The organism is Lysobacter sp. GCM10012299 (assembly GCF_042649405.1).
GTDB lineage: Bacteria > Pseudomonadota > Gammaproteobacteria > Xanthomonadales > Xanthomonadaceae > Lysobacter_J.
On record NZ_JBHRZC010000005.1, the window covers coordinates 145,465 to 164,608 of the forward strand.

The following is a 19,144-nucleotide window of genomic DNA, read 5'->3' on the forward strand; positions in this document are numbered from 1 at the left end:
AAATGGCGAGCCACCGTTTGCCTCACACGGGAGAAGACCATGAAACACCTTGCGCTGGGCATGTTGCTGGCGGCAATGCTGGGTGGTTGCACAACCACGCCGACGGTGACCACCGACCACGATCCGGCTGCGCAGTTCGGCAGCTACCAGACCTATGCATGGCTGAAGAAGCCCGAGGCCAACTCGCCGCTGATCCAGCAGCGCATCGTCTCCGCCGTGGACGCGAAGCTGCAGGCGCGCGGATGGCGCCAGGTGGCCGAGTCCTCCGCTGACATCGCCCTGGTGGCCAATGTCGCCACCACGCAGAAGCAGAGCATCGACACGTTCTACAACGGCCCGGCATGGGGCGGTTGGGGTTGGGGCGGCATGGGCATGGGCAGTGCTTCGACGACGGTGCGTACCTACGACGTCGGCACGCTCGTCGTCGACATGTTCGACACCAAGACCAAGCAGGCGGTCTGGCGTGGCACCGCCTCGGCCACGGTGCCAAGCTCGGTGGAGAAGGCCAACACGCTGGTGCAGGCGGGCGTCGACAAGATGTTCGCGTCCTTCCCGCCGGGCAGTGCACCGGCGAAGTAAGGCCGCACAGGTTCGCAGAGGTTGGGGTCAAGCAGGGCCGGCGGGGAAACTCGCCGGCCCTGTTGCGTCTGCGCGGTCAGTCGCTGTCGGCGGACGCGCGAAGGATGCGCAGCACTTCGGCCACGCTTTCGTCGCTCTCCTGAAGGTCGTGGCCGAGCGGAAGCACCAGTGTCGATTCGGCTCCGGGGATGACCGCGCTTTCCAGCGGCACCACGCCATCGCCCGGCGGGCTGCGTCCAGGCAACGCGCCAGCGATGGTGTGGTAGGCGATGCCAGTGGCCGGCATCAACACCTGGCCAGCGGCACGAACCGGTTGTTGCGTCTGCAGCGTGGTGATGCTGTTCAGCCGCGCCTGCTGGTAGAACTGACGTAGCTCCGGTTGCACTGCGTCCGGGTTGATGTCGGCGATCCGGCTGAGCGACTGCAGTTCCGGCGTACGACGCCCGATCAGCACGCGTGCCAGGCGCCCGTACCAGCGGGTCGCGCTCGGGCTGCCGCCATGCGGCGACGAGATGAAGATCGCGCGCGAGATGCCCGGATACGGCGTGAAGTGGAAAATTTCGTCGACGCCGGTGATGTCCCCGGCGTCGCCTTTGAGCGCCGTCTTTGGCAATACGAAGGCGGCGTTCCACAGCACGTCACCGCTGTCGACGCACAGCATTCGCGCCACCACGCCGCCCAGGCTATGGCCGACCAGCACCATGTCCGTGCGTGCCGCATCGTCGCGCTCCGGGTCGAGGATGCTCCAGGCCTCATCGAGATATCGCTGCACCCGCCGGCGGATCACCAGCAGCGGCGCGTTGGTCTGGTAGACGACGTGCCAGACCTGGAATCGATCGCGCAGGTCCGGGGCGCCCCAGACGGCATTGGACAACCGGGCCCAGGTCAGCGGGCTGCTGCCCAGACCATGGATCATCACCAGCGGGCGCTTGCCGGGGTCATAGTCCTCGAGCAGGTAAACGCCGGCGCGGCGGCCGACTTCATCGCCACCCAGCAGTCCCCAGATCGCCAGCCGATCCAGTTTCGAAGTGAGCGCGCCGGAGGCAAAGCCTGCCGACGTGTCGTAGGCAAGCCGGATACGCTGCGTGCCGACGGCCAAGGTGTCGAGGCCCTTCGCGTCGGCGATGACAAGCCGCGGACGCACCTCGCCGTTGTCGCCCGGTTCGAGCCAGGCGGTGGCATTGCGGAACACGCCTTCCGGGGGCAGCAGTTCGCACAGCTGGCGGTCGTTGCAGCGACGCGACAGCACGGCCAGCGGTACGCCAAAACCTCCGCGGTGCATCCGCGCACCGCCAAACAGGTCCATCGGCACTTCACTGGCGCGGGTGAGTTTGAGCGGTCCGTCCAGATAGGGCGACAACCCTCGGAACTCGATCTTGAATTCGCTGCCGTCGATGGTCTGTAGCCCCGCTACCCAGCCGTCGCTTCGCTGGTCCAGCACGCGGGCGAGCAGGGCGTCGGTGCAGTGCGTGGCCAGCGTGGCCGCTTCGACCACCGTGTCGCGGTCAGCCAGGGAGGGATACGCATCGAGCGCGCACCGCGTCCATGCATCCGTCGCATTGCCGCCTTCCTTCGCGGCCGCCCGGCGCGCCCAGGTGCGGGCCGAGTCGAGGCCGCGCCTGGCGTCGGCGCTGTCGACCGTCGATGCCGGCGAAACGGCCGGACGTTCTGCGACGCTGCGACAGGCGCACAGCAGCAGTGTGGCCAGCAGCCACCACCCGGCTCGCCAAGCATTGCCAGCGATGGCATGGCCCATGTCGGTTCCAAGGAGGATGTGCCGCCAGTGATACCGCAAGCGCGGTGTAAACGCACCTGGGAATCCGGCGTTCAAGCCCCGGGGCCGGCCGCGTCACCGACGCATGGAGTCGGTGACGCGCATTGCCAAGCGTGCGTCAGTTGCCGATGTCGTTGCCGGCCGCGGCGGCGTTGGCGATGATGCCCGACAGCGGCAGCAGCTGCGACAGGAAGCGGTTCCAGCGCGTGACGCCGGCCGGGCCGACCCAGACCACATCGCCCGGGCGCAGCGAGAACTGGTTGCCCAGGGCGAACGCGGCCGGCGACTTGGCGTCGAGGTGGTAGACGGTGGCTGGGGTCTGCGCCATCTGTTCGATGCCGCGAATCACGTAGACCGCCTCACCTTTCGACGTCACCGGATTGAGGCCGCCGGTGCGACCCAGCGCCTGGGTCAGCGACATGTCGGTGGTTTTGAAGGTCAGCGCCTGCGGGCGCAGCACTTCGCCGACGACGTAGACTTCCTTGCGGTCGTTGAACGGAAGGAACAGGCGGTCCCCGGGCTTGAGGAAGATGTCGGGAGCCACCTTGCCGTCGCGATTGAGCGCATCCAGGTCGAGTGGGTAATCGCGGCCATCGCGCGTCAGCACGAAGCCTGCGAGGTCAGCCTGCTCGACGTTGATGCGGGCGCGACCGACCGCCTGGGACAGCGTCAACGGAACGGTGGTGACTTCCTGCGGCGCGGTATCTTCGAACGCGCCTTGCACGGCAATGCGGCTGCCGTAACCGACCACGTTGATGTCCAGCTGGGGATTGCGAAGGTACTGCGCGAGGCGGCTGGCCAGCGTGCTGCGCAGGTCCTCGATGGTCATGCCGGTGACATTGATCTTGCCGGCATAGGGATAGAAGAACGTTCCATCGGGCTGCACCAGTCGCCCGTTGGTGACGGCCTGCTGCTGGTTGCCTGCCGGGCTGGTCAGTTCGGGGTGATCCCAGACCGTGACCAGGATGGTGTCACCCGGGTGGATCTTGTACGACTCGGTGCGGTAGTTCAGCAGTTCCTGCGGAACCTGCACCGCTGCACGCTGCGGCGTCACGGTGTCCGCAGTGATCGCCACCATCCGCACATCGCTGCCGCCGGCAACCTGCATGTCACCGGATGACTGCCGGCTCATCTGCTGGCCGGGTACGCAACCAGCGGCGATAACGACCGAAGCTATGGAGGTCGCAAGGGCAACACGTCTTACAAAGGCGCGTTTTGCGATTATGTTCACGAATTGACTGTTCAAAAGACTGGCCCTCACGTCGTTGGCAAGCGCAGGAGAAGAAGGCACAGAACGCAATCCGTTGCGAACCACATCGATGATCCTAATGGCCACGTCGACCATGGGGCGTGATTGTGGTGATGCCTGGTGCGACGGTGTTCAGTGTGTTCAACGCGCGCGAAACAGAAAACGTTAAAGCGTGACTTGTTTCCAGTTCAGTTCTGTATACGAACCATCAACAAACCACCCATTTCTTTGAACGCACGCCCACTGCGCCACAGCGCACTGCGAGACGGGAACCAGCGCTGCTTCCACGTCACGCGTCTTGCGCGTTCCGGCACCGGCACAGCGACTGCATCGATTCCTTCACTGCGGAACTGCTCCATCGCGCGCGGCATATGCAGGGATGACGTGACCAGCAGCACGTGGCGCGATTGCCTGCGCTCGAGAATCTGCGCGGTATAGCGGGCGTTGTCGCGGGTGTTGTGGCTGCGCTCTTCCAGCACCAGTGCCGACGGAGGAACCCCGAGGCGCGCGATGGCAATGGCCATCATCCGCGCTTCGCTGCCGTCGCTGCCTTCGCCTCCGTTCTCGCCGCCGCCAGAGAGGATGACGATCGGTGCGCGCTCTGCCAGCCACGCGCGCGCACCTGCTGCCAGGCGACTGTTCTCCAGATCCTCGGGCCGGACATCGGGACGGTCGAGCCATCCGTAACGCATGCCGCCTCCGAGCACGACGATCGCATCGGCACGCGGCAGCGCCGCCTCGTCGACCGGCGGATAACGTTGCTCGACGCGGCCGCGCAGCCAGTCCGACGCCATCGGGATCGACCATAGCGCCGACCATGCCATCGCCGCGACGAACGTCGCCGCCGCGCCGCGCCGACGACGCAGGACCAGCAGGGCCAATGCGACCACGATCAGGCACAGGCTCAGGGCAGGGGGATAGGTCAGGCCGACGAAGAGCTTCTGCAGGGATTGCGACATGCGGCTAGATCACTATCTCGTTGTTGACGTAGTAGTAGAACACCGCGCACGACAGGACCAGGCCAAACCTCAGCAGCAGCGGATGGCGCAGCGCGGGCAGGCGGCTGTGGCAGATCACGGCGGCCACGATCAACGAAACCGACAGCCAGGCCGGGAGCAGGTAGCGGTTGGAGAAGAAGCCCCAACCAATCGCAAAGAACGGCAGCAGCATCACCAGGTAGATGGCGGTGCTGTCGCGAATCTTCTCGCGGAACTCCGGCTTGACCAGCGGCGACAGCGCGTGTGGAAGTGCGTACCAGAAGATCGAGAACACGGCGAAGTCGATGCGCACGCCGGACTGGAAGCGGCTATTCTCGGTATAGGTCATCACCAGTTCGTACAACGCCGGCACGGCGGCCCTGACCGCCGCCATCGATACGCCGCTGACGTACAGGATGAAGCCGGCCACGGCGACCAGTCGCTGCGTCTTGGGCCCCAGCAACAGGACCGGCGCGAACACCAGGTACAGCAGCGATGACATGTGCAGGCTGCTGGCGACCAGGCCGAACAAGGCGAACGCACCCCAGCGTCGCTGCTGGAACGACAGCAAGGCGGTGAACACCAGCAGTGCCGCCAGGCCCTGGCGCACCGCATTGATCGAGGCGTTGACGAACATCGGCGATACGAACAGCAACATCACCGACACGCTGAGGAAGGTCAGGTAGCCACGCTCGTCGCCAAGCGCGCGGAAGTATTGCCGCGTGGACACCACGACCGTTCCGAGCATCAGCGCGAACAGCGCCGTCTGGTAGCCCGTCACACCAAGCCCGAGCTTCCACAGCGCGATGCTCAGGTAAACGAAGCCAGGCTCCAGGCGCGTTTCGATCGACTCACGGCCCAGTGCTTCGAAGAATCCTGCGTAGGTCAGCGTATCGGTGCCGATATCCGGCGAACGCGTGCCAACCAGCCAGCAGCCAAATGCCGCGACCGCGGCCAGCAGCAGCACGCTCAGCACGGTGGCGCCGACAGTATCGGCCGCCCTGTGCTGGCGGACATGGAACGTGGTCAGCCCGTCGACCGAGTTCATGACGCAGCACCCTGCGCGCGCCATCGCCGCACCGCCGCAAACAGGCGCTGGCGGGCCTTGCGGAACAGTCCCACCGAGCGCGCGAACAGATGCTCCGGCAGGGTCACCAGGCCCTGGCGCAGCAGTTCCAGCCGCGCCTGGCGACCGGCGCGGTGCATCGCGGCGAGATCCTCACTGAGCCCCCCGGCGCCATAGTTGGCCTTGTGCCAATAGGCCAGGGTCTGGTCGAGCTTGGCGCAACGGAAGCCGGAAAATCCGATCTGCCCCCACAGCAGGAAATCCTCGACCCGGCGGAAGTCCTCATTGAAACGGAAGGGAAGGTCGCGGCGCAGGACGACCGAAGCAGTGGGAAACGGATTGCTCAGCAACAGCCGCGCACGCGGGACGATCGACGTCCGTGCGGTGCGGGGAGAGGGTGGTGCGGCCTCGGCGCGGTCGCGCACCTTCATCGGATGGGCGAGCAGGGCGATTTCCGGATCCGCGCGCAGGGCCTGCATCTGCAGTTCGATCTTGGTCGGTGCCCAGGTGTCGTCGGCGTCCAGGAAGGCGATGTATTCCTGGCGGGCGCGATGCCAGCCGGCATTGCGCGCACGTGATGGGCCACCGTTGTCGGGCAGGGCGATGACCTCGATCCAGCCCCGCGGGTAATTGGCGGAGATGAAGTGCAGCTGCTCGAGGGTGCCGTCATTGCTGAAGTCGTCGACCAGCAACACCTGCGCCGGCGCGACCGTCTGCGCGGCGATCGACGCCACCGCGTCGCCGATGGTTGCCCCACATCGGTAGCAGGGCACGACCACGCAGATGGGTGCGACGGAAGGCGAGGCGACTTCGCGGTTCATGGCACCGTCCCGTTGAGCATTGTCCTCTCGAATCCCGAGAACCAAGGTGCACATTGGAATATGTCCTGTGCCTGCTGCGCGTATACGGATGGTGAAAGCGCCGGTCGCGCACCGGGATCGTTCAGCATCGTGGTGATGGCGGACGCCAGCTCGTCACTGCCACGCAACGTGCCGCCAACGCGGAGCGACGCAGGCAGGCCGATGTCGTCGGCGAAATCGCGACACTTCGGGTGGTAGTCGATGATCGTGAATGGCACCCCGCACAGGTAGGCGACAATCGCGCCATGCAGGCGTGCACTTATGAACGCGTCGCAACGGCAGATGTCGCGGACGACGGCGAGCGGATCATGCCCGCGGTACAGGCGCAGCTCCGCATCCATGCCGCGCGCACGCAACCGGGACTGGATGTCTTCCGCGAGTGCCTGGTCACCGTGATGGGGGTGGCCGTTGAGGCTGAATACCTCGACCTGCAGGGGCGCGCGCGGCGCTATTGCCGCCAGCGCATCGATCATGGCGTCCTGCCAGGCATCCATCGTCGGCGCAGGGTGGTCGGGGCGTGGCGTGTAGCGGCACGGTGCGATGCCGATGCGAAGCGGCCTGCCGTGGTCTGCGATCATGCCGGCGCGGGCAGATCCGGTCGGAACCACCAGTGACAACAGGCCGGCAAGGTCGCGCCCATGGTGGGTCACGCGCTCGAGCCCGAGGGAAAGGGCCAGTTCGTACGAGCGGCGGTCGCGGACCGACAGGTACGAGAAATGACGGGCGTACTCTGCCACGACGGCTTCGTCGGCGCGGTCCGCGAATGGGCCGATCGACACGCCGACCGCTGCCAGTTGCAGACTCCGTCGCCGCTTGGCCCACAGCATCAGTGGCTTGCGGAATGACTCCCGCGCAGTGATGACCGAGCCGCCGCCCATCACCAGCACATCGTTGCCGTGCACGCCGCGAATGAAGCTCAGCAGACGGCTGCACTTGCCCGCGGCTCCGGTGGCGCCGTAGAGGTCGAGCGGCAAGCGCTGCGGCCAGGTGCTTTCGCCGTCCAGGTCCGCGAGTGCGGGTCCGACCAGGGTGGGTTCCGCGCCCCAGTACAACCGGGCGGCGGTGGTGCAAAGCACGCCGAACAGATCGTCGCCAAAATTGCGCATGCCGTAGTAGCCGGTGAAACCGACCCGAAGCGCGTCCGTCACGGTGGCCTCGTTCATGGGGAAGTCCTTTCAGGTCGCTCGATCCGGCGCACGCCCAGGTACATGAGCAACAGCAGGGTTGCTTCCGCCACCACCGTCCCCCACGCCGCGCCGATCGCGCCATGACGCGGGATCAGCAGGCAGGCCAGGGCAACGGCGACGACGGTCGCCGCGAGCATCGCGACCACGCGATAGCGCATGTGGCTTTCGGTGAGGAGCGCGGACCCCACCGACGTCGACAGGAACCGGATCGGCGTGCAGATCGCGAGGATGGCCAGCAACACCGGGACGTCGGCATAGGCAGGGCCAAATGCGATCGACACCAGCAGCGGCGATACCAGCCACAGCACCAGGCCGGTGAGCAGACCGATCGCCAGCATGGCCAGGTTGCCCAGGCGATAGACGCGCCAGAACTGCGGTTTGTCGTGTACGGCCCAGCGGTGCAGCCGCGACAGCAGGAACTTCTGGTAGATCGTCGCGGGAAACAGATACAGCGCCGACATGATGGCCAATGCGACGCCGTAGTGGCCCGCCTGCGCGTTTCCATCCAGGTACTTCAACAACACCGTGCTGACCTGGAAGAACACCGGATACAGCGCCGCCGCGACCCCATAAGCCCAGGCCTGCGACCACAATTGCCACGCCCCGGGTGTCGCAATTGCCGTCATGGGCGCCTGGCGCGGACCGTGACCGGTCAGTTTCATCTCGCCGCGACTCATTGCAGCCAACTGCGGCATCGCCGTGGCGGCAAGCAGCAATGCCACCAGGCCGTAGCCGAACGCCACCTGGCGGGCATCGATGCCGCCGATGCCAACCGCCAGCAGCGCCACCGCGAGGCGGCCGGATGGCATCAGCAGTTGCCATCCCGCGAGGGCACGGTGGCGCTCTTCCAGTCGCAGTTTGCTGCCCAGCAGGTCAACGGCAAACACGCCGATGATGACCGGCACGAGCAGCAGGAGTGTCGAACGCGTGTCGGCATCGACGCGATCGCCCCACAGCGCCCAGCCCACCACGGCGGCAATAGCCAGGATTGTGGTGGCGAGAGAGAAACGCAGCGCGGGCCGCAGCCAGCGATCCGCTGCCCAGCCCTCGCTGCCGTAGGCCTTGAGGCGAAACTGCGAGAGCCCGAATCCAGCCAATGGTGCGATCATCGTGACTGTCGCCAACGAAGATGCGAACAGGCCGTACTCGGCGGGGCCGAGCCGTCGCGCCAGCACGACCTGGGCCAGGAACACCATCACCGCACCCGCCAGCGTTGCCAGCCAGAGCATCGAGATCGCCATTGCGGCGGGACGCCAGCCTTGCGCGACCATCGACTTCATCCCGCCACGGACGCTCGTGCCTGCAGCGGCACGGTCAGCAGTTCTTCGTAAACGTCCAGGGTGCGGCGGATGACCAGGCGTTCATCAAAGTGGCGCAACGCGCGCTCACGGGCACTGGCGCCGAGTGCTGCCAGCAAGGCGCGATCGTCATCGAGCCGTGCGAGCAGCTCGGCCAGGGAGACGGCATCGCGCGGTGGCACGTGCAAACCGTCCTCGCCATCGCGGGTGACGACCTCCCGGCAGCCCGGCAAATCCGTGGTGACCAGGGCGAGCCCGGCTGCGGCGCCTTCGATCAGGCAGCGCGGTACGCCCTCGCGGTAGTAGCTTGGCAAGGCCATCACATCGACGGTGGCGAGCAGTGCCGGCATGTCCTCGACGTGGCCGAGCCACTGCAACAGGCCCTGGTCGTGCCAGCCCTGCGCCTCCTCGCGCGTCACCGAGTTCGGATTACCGGGATCGGGCGTGCCGGCAAGCAGGAACTCGATCGTTCGTCCTTGCTGGCGCAGTAGCCTGGATGCCTCTGCGAACTCGGCCACGCCCTTCTCGCGCAGCAGTCGCGCCGCCAGCAGCACGCGCAGCGGTTGCGTTGCGTCTTCGCGGGGGCAGGGCTGGAAGCGCTCGGTGTCGACCCCGGAGCTCCTGATCAGGCGGATCTTGCTGCCGGGGACCAGCCGCGCATCGGTCAGCGCCTGGGCATCGTCGGGGTTCTGCAGGATCACGCGCGAATGGCCATGGCCAAGCGTCGCCCGCATGAGCATGCTCACCACCGGCCGCAATAGTTTCGCCTTGGGGCTTTCGCTTGCGAACACGTAGCCCATGCCGGCCACCGCGTTGACCACCGCGGGAACGCGCGCAAGCCGTGCGGCCAGGGCGCCATAGACGGCGCACTTGACCGTGAAGTTGTGCAGCAGATCGGGCTTGTGCGCCCGCAGCAGCATCACCAGTTCGCGCAGCGTATGCGCCTCGCGAATGGGGTTGAGGCTGGCGCGGTCCATGGACAGCTGGGACCAGGCGATTCCATGTTCCTCGAATCGTTCGCCAAACTCGCCGGGAGGCGAGACCATCACGACTTCGGCGCCATGCGCCTTGAGCTGCAATGCGGTAGACAATCGGAAGTTGTACAGATACCAGTCGGTGTTGGCGAAGAAGACGATGCGCATCGGCAGGCGGGGCACTGTTCGATGAGGGGTCTTGAGTGTATCGATGCCCCCTTACCCGGCTGTAAACGATGCGATCACTTTCCACATCCGCGCATGAACGAAACCGCGGAATTGGCAGGTGAAAGCAAGCAGACATTACGAAACAGGCGCTTTCGTGGCCTGAAAAAAGACACGGCCGACAATTGTCGGCCGTGTCATCAGAGCGCATCCGGGCAGTTACTTGGCGTACTGGTTCGTGGTCACGCGAAGATCGATGCAGTCGGTGGTCGCCTGGATGTGGGCGCCGTTGCCATTGTTGCCGCCCACCAGGCCAGTGACCGACACCAGCGGATTGGTCGCGGTGTTCACGCCGTGCATGCGCGTGTGGTTGTTGCGGAAGGTATTGCCGCTGACCTGGTAGCCCTTGGTGGCCGAGCGCAGCATCACGCCCATCAGGTAGTTGTGCTGGAGCTTGTTCTGGGCGATGTAGCCGCTCACCGGCGCGATCGTCAGGATGCCGTAGCCGCCGTTGTACTCGATCGTGCAGCTCTTGATCGTGACACCGGTGACGCGCTTGTAGACCTGGATGCCGTTGCCCTGGTTCTTGCGGACCAGGCAGTTCTCGATGTGCACCGTGGTGGTGGTGCCAGCGTCGTCGGCATCGGGCTCGATGTCGATGCCGCAACCCGGGGCGACGCCACTGTTGTTGCTGAACTCGGAGTCGTAGACCTTGATCTCGCTGGAGCGGCCAATTGAAAGCCCCTGGCGGCGGTTGCCGGTGGACACGACATTGGCAATGACCACGCCCTGCGAAGGAATGGTCGGGCTGCCGGTGACCATGGCGCCGCCGATGGAGATGCCATCGCCCCAGCACTTGGACAGATGGATGTCACGGATGGTGACGCGCGAGGAACCGCGAACCATGATCGCGTGGCCCCATTCGCCGGTGGTGCCAAGGTGGTTGTCGCGGTCGCCGATGATCTGGCCGCCGGAGATCTCGACGTCGCTGACCTTGTAGGCCATCACCACGTAGGCGCGTTCGGCGCTGTTGCGCTTGGCGGCCAGGATGGCGCCGTCGGCGAGCTGCAGGTGCATGCGGCTGCGCAACCGCAGGTTGCGGGTCGGATCGATGACATAGGTGCCGGCGGGAATCAGGATCGTGCCGCCGTCGGAAGGCAACGCATCGATCGCCGCCTGGATGGCGGTAGTGTCGTCATGGACGCCATCGCCGTAGGCGCCGCGATTGCGCACGTTGAGCACCGCCGAACCACGAGCGCGCACTGGCGGGTTGTAGGCGGCGGTGGCGTCGGTGCCGGTGGCTGCGAGGGCCCGCGACATGCCGGTTGCGGTCAGTACGCCCGGGACCGCGGCAAACAGCGATCGGCGAAGGAATTCACGGCGGCCGTTGTGGCCATGTTCGGTGGTGGCGCGCGCGGCGCGATTGAATCGTCTGTCGTTCACGTAGTGGGGTTCCTGGGCCAGCCCCTGTCCGGCCTTTGTTCGATGAGTGGTCGGCGACGCTTGCGCGCCCGATTCGTCACGTCACGATCATTTTCGTGACTTGCGCGAATCTAGCGCAGCGATGCTTAACTGCAGTCGTGGATTGCCGTAACTGTGCGCGGGCGCAAGGAAATTGGCGCGCGTTGTTCATGTTGAACCGCATTCAAGTTCATGACTGCGGATTCATTCAGGAACCTGTCGCGGCGAATGCGCGGAACTGGACCGTTCAGGCGATCAGTTGCTGTAGCGGTTGTCGTCGCCGACACGGATCGATTGCGTCTTCTCGGCGATCGACACATGCCGGTTGCGCGCCAGTGGCTTGTTGGCCTTCTTGCTGTAGGCCGGGCCGTTGCGGGCGAAGTCGTTGCCGTTGACGCTGACGTTGCGTGTCCCCGGTCGAAGGCCCACGCCGCCCAGTCCGTTCTGGCGGATGTGGTTTCCGGTGATCACACAATCCTCCGCAGCGATCGCGAGCACGCCGTGGCCGCGGTTGGCTTCGATGGTGCAATCGCGGATCGTGACGTTGGATGCGCGCTTGTAGAGCTGGATCCCGGCACCCTGGTTCCTCGTCACCAGGCAGTTGGCGATGACCACGTCACTGGCGATGTCGCCGGCATCGGGTTCGACGTCGATGCCGCAGCCGGGGAGGGTGCCGGCGGTGTCGGTGAAGCTCGAGTCGTACACCCGCACCTGGCGAGAGCGTCCAATGGTCAGTCCCTGGCGGCGGTTGCCGACGCACTGGACACGCACGATGACGATATCGCGACTGGGGACGATGCTACCTCCGGTCTTCGAGCCGCCGATGGAGATGCCGTCGCCCCAGCAGTGCGATACATGAAGATCGTGCACCGTTACCTTCGAGGCACCGCGGATCATGATGCCGTGGCCCCATTCGCCGCTCGTGCCCAGGTGTGAATCGCGCTCGCCGATGATGCGTCCGCCCGAGATCTCGACATCGCTGACATCCTGCACCGTCAACACATAGGCGCGCTCGGCGGCATTGGCTTTTGCCATCAGGCGTGCGCCCGGGGCAAGTTGCAGGTGCATCCGGCTGCGAAGTCGAACGCTGCGCACCGGATCAATCAGGTAGTCGCCCGGGGGTACCGCCACGGTGCCGCCACTGGCCGGGAGCGCGTCGATCGCCGATTGGAACGCAAGCGTGTCGTCGCGGCTGCCGTTGCCGAGCGCGCCATGGGCGCGCACGTCGATGCGGGCCGATCCGCGCGCGCGGACCGTGGCGTCTGCCGCCAGGCCTGCCAGCGGCAGTGCCAGCAGGGGCAGGACGCAATTGCGAAGCAACCGTCGTCGCGCAGGATCCATGTCAGTGCTGCGCCGCATGCGTATCGGCCAGGAGTGCCGCCCGTCGCCGCGATTCCAGCCACGGCAGTACGATCGCAAGCAGGTAGAACTTGGACGCGTGGTACTTGTTGTCGAGACGCCTGCGGTTGCGTTCCAGCCAGAGGCTGGCGCCGGGCAGGATGTCGCGGCTTCGCCCGGCGAGGTCGTGCACCGTCTCGAAGCGCTGTTGCGCCAGGCCGCGAAGGTCGAAACGGAAGCTGCCCTTGCTCTGCACGTACGGAAGGTCGCCGAAGCGGGTGGCGATGTGCTGCCGGATCAGCAGCTTGTTCATCTGGGTCTTCGGGTCGACCTTCTCGTAGCGCGGCACCTCGCGATGGATCCATTCGCGCAAAGTGAGGTCGCAGAATGGATACGCTGCCTGCAGCGACAAGGCGCTGGCGGTGTACAGGCCCTTGGCGAACGCGCCGGCGGAACCCGCGATCGAGGTCGACATGTCGCGCCATTCGGCCGGACTGGTGGCCGAACCGATCTCATCCAGGAACAGGTCAAGCCGTTGCCGCGACTGTCGCGCAATGTCGCGGCCAAAGATCTCGTCGACCTCTTCGTCGCTGAAACGCGATCCCGGGAAGACCCGCTCGATCGGGTTCATCTGCAGTGTGCTGAGCAGGTAGCAAAGGCGGAAACTGCGGTCCACCAGCGGCAGTTCGGCCACGCGTGGCGACAGGTTGATGTCGCGGGCCAGTCGCGCCAGCAGGTGCTGACGACGACTCATCGGGGTGCCGAAGTAACTGTCCGCGCCGAGCCCGTCGATGATGCCGTCACCGTTGCGGGCGGCGACTTCGGTGCCAAGGTCGATGCAGGAGAGCAGGGCGAAGTCGGCCGTCAGCAACGGCATCCGGTCAACGACTGCCAGATAGCGGTCGTAGGCCCGGCCCGGATCGCACACCAATGACTCGTGGCGCAGTCCGAGGGTGCGGGCAACCCGGGCGGCCGAATCGACTTCGTTCTCCTCGCGACCGCCGAGGTAAGTGATGCACGTGGTGTCGGGCCGGGCCTCGGCGATGGCGATGGCGAGCGTGGTTGAGTCCTTGCCACCGCTTTGCAGCAGCCACGGTGCGTGCATCCCGGCGCAGCTGCGGCGGACCGCATCACACAGCAGGCGGTGGTAACCGCCCACCCAGTCCTGGTGCGAACTGGGCTCCTCGGGGACCTCGCCGGCATTGCGGAACTTGAAGCGGAACTCCGGCGCGTGGTGCATGTCGTCGCGCGGGCAAAAGCCGAACGTGACCAGCCTGACGCCCTGGAGGATGGAGAACGGCGGATACACGAAGGCGTTGCGCAGCAGGTCGGCCACCGATACCAGGTCGACGGGTGGCGAGGCTGCCGGCGAGGCCAGCGGCGAGAAATCGGGCGTGCCGTAATACGGCGACATCGTTATCTGCATGCCCATCGGTCACCTCGCCGCCGTCGGGTTGCGGAGCGGCTGATAGTCGTAATAACTGTAGGTGTACTGGCCCGCGCCATGCTTCTGCACGGCGTTGAAGATCGCGCCGCGGACATCGACGCCGTTCTGCTCCAGTCGCTGCTTGGCCATGGCGATCTCACGTTGCTGGTTATGGCCCCAGCGCACGACCATCAGGCAGTTGCCGACGTGGTGGCCAATCACGGCCGCATCGGTTACCGCCAGCACCGGCGGCGTATCGATGATGACAACGTCGTAGAGCGCGGTCAGCTGATCGAGCAAGGTCGCGAAGCGCGGGTGCATCAGGAGTTCAGACGGGTTCGGCGGAACCGCGCCGCGCGAGATGAAGGTCATGTTGTCGGTGCCCGGCACCTTGCGCAGTGCCTGCTCCAGGTCGATCTGGCCGGAGATCAGTTCCGACAGACCGCCCTCGGAGCGCACGCCGACGGCATGGTGCAGCGTGCCGCGACGCATGTCGGCGTCGATCAGCAGCACGGTCTGCCCGGCCTGGGCGATGGTCACGGCGAGGTTGGCACAGACGAACGTCTTGCCTACGCCGGGGCTCGGCGCGGTGATCATGAGGATGTTGTTCTTCATCTCCAGGCGGGCGAAGTGCAGGCTGGTGCGCAGCGTGCGCAGCGCCTCCATCGCCAGGTCGGTGGGCGAGCGCAGCGCCAGCAGGCGCTGGCGGTCGCGGCGGAAACCGCGCGGACGCGTGGCGAGCTGGTGGCCCTTGGCGCTGAAGGGGATCGAGGCATACACGGGCAAGCCGAGCAGCTCGATGTCGACCGGGTCTTCGACGCCACGCTTGAACATCTGCCGCAGCAGCACGAAGGCAACCATGAACATGGCGCCGAGCAGGGTGCCGCCGGCGACGACGAGCAGCGGCTTCGGCCAGGCCGGGGAATCCATGTTGACGTCGGCCGGATCGATCACGCGGGCATTGCCGATCGCACTGGCGCGGGCGATGTTGAGCTGCTGCGCCTGGTCGAGCAGGTTGGCATAGGTCTGGTTGGTCACCTCCACATCGCGGTTCAGCCGGAACAGGCCCTGCTGCGTGTCAGGCAGCTGGCTCAGGCGCGACAGCAGCCTGGCCTTCTCTGACTGGAACTGACCGATCTGGCGTTGCAGCGACTCGTAGACCGGGTGCTCGGTGGTGAAGCGGCTGGCGATGTCGGCGCGCTGCACCAGCAGCTGCTGGATGCTGGCATCCAGGGCGATGCTTTGGTCGAGCAGGGCCTTGTTCTGCACAGCGACATCGAGCGTACCGGTGCGGCTCTGGAAGTCGTTCAGTGCGGCCTGCGCGTCGGCGAGCTCGCGGCGCACGTTGGGCAACTGCTCGGTGACGAACTGCAGGCGCTTGGCCGCTTCGGCCGAGTTGCGCGCCACGTTCTGGCGCGCGTACGCCTGGGTGATTTCCTCGAGCACCTGCTTGGCCCGCACCGGGTCGGAGTTGGAGTAGGTGAGGGCGATCACGCCGGAATTGCGGCCCTGTTCGGTGACGGTGATCTTGCTCTTGAGGTCGGCCATGATCGCCATCGGGTTAAGCCGCTTGACCTCGAAGCGAGTGCCCGGGTTGGCGGCGAGGGCCTTGACGTCGATGGTGACGCCACCGCCGCTGACGGGACCCTGGCCGGCGCGACCCTGCAGCAGGGTCTTGCCGTTGGGATCGAGCAGGACGAAACGGCTGCGATCGCCTGCAATGAGCTGCAGCGGCATGTCGATCATCGTGTCGGGCAGTTCAAAGCGGGCAATGGAGAGCTTCTCGCCACCCCAGCCGTACTGGGCAAGGCCGAACAGCGGCGCCGACAGCGTGTCGGGTTGCATCAGCTGCTGCGCGCGCGCCGCCAGGTCGCCGATCACCGGCAGGCGCACAGGCTTGGCCGAGAGATCCAGGTCCAGACGGGTCATTGCTTCGCCCAGCACGCGTCGTGAAGTGAGCAACTGCGACTCGGTGGCCGCGGGTGCATCGATCGACGGTGGCGCCTGCGGCGCGTTGCCGGCGTTGAGGCCGGGAACCGTCGGCGGCCGGCTTTCCACCTGGACCACTGCGTTGGCTTCGTACTGCGGCGTTGCCAACAGCACGTAGATTGCGCTGGCGGCGAAGAACAGCATCGTCCCGAACAGGATCGACCACTTGTGATCGCCAAGCGTGCCCACCAGGGTCGGGATGTCAATGTCGTCTTCCCGGATCGTGGTGGCAGGCACCGGATGGGCGCTTTCCGCCCTGGTTATCAGATGGGTAGCCATGTGTCGTCACCGTTGAGGAGGAAGTGGGTATTCATGCCGGGCTCGCCTGGGCCGGGCCTGCATGGTTTGGCGAACCTGCGTCCCGCGACAGGGTTCTTGTAATGGGAGCTGCAGGACGCAGGACCGCCAAGGCATCGGCGATGCGCAGGCACGCGTCGCCTTCGTCGAGTCCACCGGCGTTGAGCTCCGGTGGAGTAAGAGGCTGCTCGCGGTCGAGCAGATGGAGCAGGTTGTTGCAGATCGAAGCCGGATCGGTGCCGAGCACGTGGACGCGACCATTGCCCAGGAGATCGCGATCGGTCTGCAGTGCCAGCAACGGCACGGCCATCGCCATCGCTTCGACCTCGATGTCGCGATGGACGAAAGCCATGTGTGCACGCTCCAGCAGGTAGACCGACGCCAGGTAATCGGGCTGGTCGATCCAGTGGAAATTCGGCGGCGCCGGCGTCGTTCCGCCCCATGCACAGGATTCGGCGCATACGACGTCGATGTCCGGTCGCTCCATCGCCACGTACTGCAGCGCCTGCGCCACCCGCCCGACGTGTTCGCGGGCGACGCCGTCGCAAAGCATCAGCAGCAGCGGATGGCCGCGGCGCAGGAAGGCGTAACGCTGCCGCAGGTCAGTACGGCAATCGGCGTCCCAACGCAGGTGCGACAGGGCCGCGCGCAGGGTGTCGATGGCGGTGTTGCCGGTGACCAGCACGCGATCCGCCGGCACGCCTTCGGCGACCAGCTGGCGTCCGGTGGTCGTGCTCGAGGCGACGTGCAGGGCAGCCAGGGACCGCGCGATGCGGCGGCCCGGATCGTCGCCGGCCATCTGCGCTCCTGGCAGTCCGCCGTCGATGCACACCACCGGCACGTTGCGGTAATGCGCGGCCAGTGTTGCCGCCAGGGTCGCCGGCGTGTCGCCCGGCACCAGCACCAGGTCGGGCTGCAGGTCGCTCATGACACGCTGCAGGCCGCCCAGGGCGTTCGAGGTGGTTTCGACCGGGTCTTCGCCCGGGACTACCTCGAGTTCGACATCGGCGACCAGGTCGAACAGACCCAGTACCTGATGGGCATTCTGATCGGGAACCGAGGTAACGCATACCGTCGCGTCGAACCTGTCATCGCGCGCCAGCTGCTGCGCGATCGGGGCGATATGGACGGCGTCGGGCGAATCGGCAAGGACGCAAAGCGTCCTGACGGGTGCGACATCGTGGTCGGGCAGCGCGGCGTCGCCGTCGTTGGCGGCCCCGGCATGGAACTCGTTGCTGCCACCTTCGACCGACGTGTCGACGTCATCGAAACGCGCAAGCTCGGTGACGAACATCGGCTCGTGGTCATTGCCGCCGAACGCCATCACCAGGCCGACGCCGTTGCCGGGCAGCGGCGAAGCCCAAAGGGTGCGGATCCTGGCCAGCAGCACGGGCGTGCCCCAGACGTGCGCGGCGAGGACCGCGAAGAACGCCGCCAGGCTCACGGCTTCCGGGACATTTCGCAGCGCATAGCCGACCAGCACCAGCACGCCGCTCAGTCCGAGCATGGCCAGCAGCGCGGCGCGGGGCTTGAGCCCGGCGTCCAGCAGGAGATGATGAAGGTGCTGGCGATCGGCGCGGAAGGGCGAACGGCCCACGCGCATGCGCCTGTACATGACCGCGGCGGTATCCATCACCGGCAAAGCCACGCACCACAGCACGTCCACCGGCGCCAGCCGCTCGATGCGCTCGTGGCTCATGTAGATCAGGCTCCACGCAAGCAGGAACCCGATGAGGGTGCTGCCGGCGTCGCCCATGAAGATCTTGCGCCCGTCGGGCCATCCCAGGTTGACGAACAGGTAGGGGATCAGCGCGAAGAACAGCACCTGCAGCAGGAACACCACGCCCGGCATCGACCACGGGCTGTCATCGAAGAGCATGACCGCGCCGATGCTCACCATTGCGACCGTCGCCGCCAGGCCATCGATGCCGTCCAGCATGTTGAAGGCGTTGATCAGGCCGATCACGGCGATGATCGTGAACGGGATGCCGAGCATGCCGAGGCCAAGCCGTTCCGGGCCGATCAGTTGCCCGAGGTCGTGGACGTAATAGCCGGACATCGCGATCACCAGCCCGGTAGCGCCCGCTTCCACCAGCAACCGGGCGCGAACGCTCAGATCGCTGGCATCGTCAAGCGCCCCGGCGACGACGATCAGCGCCGACGCCGCCATCAGGCTCGTGACGAACCCGTCGAAATAACCCAGGTAACTCAGACCCACCACGGTGCCGATGAAGAAGCACAGGCCGCCAATCAGCGGAATGTGTCCGCGATGGTGTTTGCGCCCATTGGGCTTGTCCACAAGCCCCATCCGGCGCGCCCAGGGGCGCATGGAGAAGATCGCGAAGAGGGTGACGGCCAGTGCTATGGCGCTGGCTGCGACTAACTTTGGATCCTTCATGCACGCACCTCGGTTGAGCCTCGGGGTGTTGATTCCGTGTGCATGCGCACCCACAACAACCACATCGCTCTGGCGCGGGAAACTCTTTGTGCGTGGGAGCGTCCTT

The 19,144-nt window shown here is 66.0% G+C and carries 14 protein-coding genes; 1 reads left to right on the forward strand and 13 read right to left on the reverse strand.

Features of this window, described 5'->3' with window-relative positions:
- Nucleotides 1-39: 39 nt before the first annotated feature.
- Nucleotides 40-579 carry a DUF4136 domain-containing protein gene (locus ACFOPO_RS14700; protein WP_386704089.1) on the forward strand — a complete coding sequence of 180 codons (540 nt, stop codon included), beginning with the start codon at nt 40-42 and terminating at the stop codon, nt 577-579.
- 76 nt (nt 580-655) lie between these two features.
- Here ACFOPO_RS14700 and ACFOPO_RS14705 read toward each other — a convergent pair whose 3' ends face one another.
- The 13 genes from ACFOPO_RS14705 to ACFOPO_RS14765 all read right to left on the reverse strand — a co-directional run bounded on the left by ACFOPO_RS14705 (nt 656) and on the right by ACFOPO_RS14765 (nt 19,038).
- Nucleotides 656-2,335 carry an esterase/lipase family protein gene (locus ACFOPO_RS14705; protein ID WP_386704091.1) on the reverse strand — a complete coding sequence of 560 codons (1,680 nt, stop codon included), beginning with the start codon at nt 2,333-2,335 and terminating at the stop codon, nt 656-658.
- Between the two features lie 136 nt (nt 2,336-2,471).
- Nucleotides 2,472-3,485: a polysaccharide biosynthesis/export family protein gene (locus ACFOPO_RS14710; RefSeq protein WP_386704093.1), complete on the reverse strand. Its 1,014-nt coding sequence runs from the start codon at nt 3,483-3,485 to the stop codon at nt 2,472-2,474.
- Nucleotides 3,486-3,790: 305 nt separating this feature from the next.
- Nucleotides 3,791-4,561, reverse strand: a complete 771-nt coding sequence (locus ACFOPO_RS14715; protein ID WP_386704094.1) for a YdcF family protein — start codon at nt 4,559-4,561, stop codon at nt 3,791-3,793.
- A 4-nt stretch (nt 4,562-4,565) separates the two neighbouring features.
- On the reverse strand, nt 4,566-5,627 hold the full coding sequence (locus tag ACFOPO_RS14720) for an EpsG family protein (RefSeq protein ID WP_386704095.1): 1,062 nt from the start codon (nt 5,625-5,627) through the stop codon (nt 4,566-4,568).
- Nucleotides 5,624-6,466: a glycosyltransferase family 2 protein gene (locus tag ACFOPO_RS14725; RefSeq protein WP_386704097.1), complete on the reverse strand. Its 843-nt coding sequence runs from the start codon at nt 6,464-6,466 to the stop codon at nt 5,624-5,626. Before ACFOPO_RS14725 ends, ACFOPO_RS14720 begins: the two co-directional genes overlap by 4 nt.
- Nucleotides 6,463-7,668: a polysaccharide pyruvyl transferase family protein gene (locus ACFOPO_RS14730; RefSeq protein WP_386704099.1), complete on the reverse strand. Its 1,206-nt coding sequence runs from the start codon at nt 7,666-7,668 to the stop codon at nt 6,463-6,465. Before ACFOPO_RS14730 ends, ACFOPO_RS14725 begins: the two co-directional genes overlap by 4 nt.
- On the reverse strand, nt 7,665-8,888 hold the full coding sequence (locus tag ACFOPO_RS14735) for a lipopolysaccharide biosynthesis protein (RefSeq protein WP_386704100.1): 1,224 nt from the start codon (nt 8,886-8,888) through the stop codon (nt 7,665-7,667). The genes ACFOPO_RS14730 and ACFOPO_RS14735 overlap by 4 nt, the downstream gene beginning before the upstream one ends.
- An 80-nt stretch (nt 8,889-8,968) precedes the next feature.
- Nucleotides 8,969-10,147, reverse strand: coding sequence for a glycosyltransferase family 4 protein (locus ACFOPO_RS14740; protein ID WP_386704101.1), 1,179 nt, complete (start codon nt 10,145-10,147; stop codon nt 8,969-8,971).
- Nucleotides 10,148-10,348: 201 nt separating this feature from the next.
- Nucleotides 10,349-11,572: a right-handed parallel beta-helix repeat-containing protein gene (locus ACFOPO_RS14745; protein ID WP_386704103.1), complete on the reverse strand. Its 1,224-nt coding sequence runs from the start codon at nt 11,570-11,572 to the stop codon at nt 10,349-10,351.
- 273 nt (nt 11,573-11,845) lie between these two features.
- Nucleotides 11,846-12,931: a right-handed parallel beta-helix repeat-containing protein gene (locus ACFOPO_RS14750; protein WP_386704105.1), complete on the reverse strand. Its 1,086-nt coding sequence runs from the start codon at nt 12,929-12,931 to the stop codon at nt 11,846-11,848.
- A gap of 1 nt (nt 12,932) precedes the next feature.
- Complete coding sequence (locus ACFOPO_RS14755) at nt 12,933-14,360, reverse strand: asparagine synthase-related protein (protein ID WP_386704106.1); 1,428 nt, start codon at nt 14,358-14,360, stop codon at nt 12,933-12,935.
- A gap of 3 nt (nt 14,361-14,363) precedes the next feature.
- Nucleotides 14,364-16,622 (reverse strand): polysaccharide biosynthesis tyrosine autokinase, encoded by a 2,259-nt coding sequence (locus tag ACFOPO_RS14760; RefSeq protein ID WP_386704108.1) that lies wholly within the window; start codon nt 16,620-16,622, stop codon nt 14,364-14,366.
- Between the two features lie 31 nt (nt 16,623-16,653).
- The gene (locus ACFOPO_RS14765; RefSeq protein ID WP_386704110.1) at nt 16,654-19,038 is read right to left on the reverse strand and encodes a UDP-N-acetylglucosamine 2-epimerase; all 2,385 of its coding nucleotides are present in this window, start codon (nt 19,036-19,038) and stop codon (nt 16,654-16,656) included.
- Nucleotides 19,039-19,144: the final 106 nt, after the last annotated feature.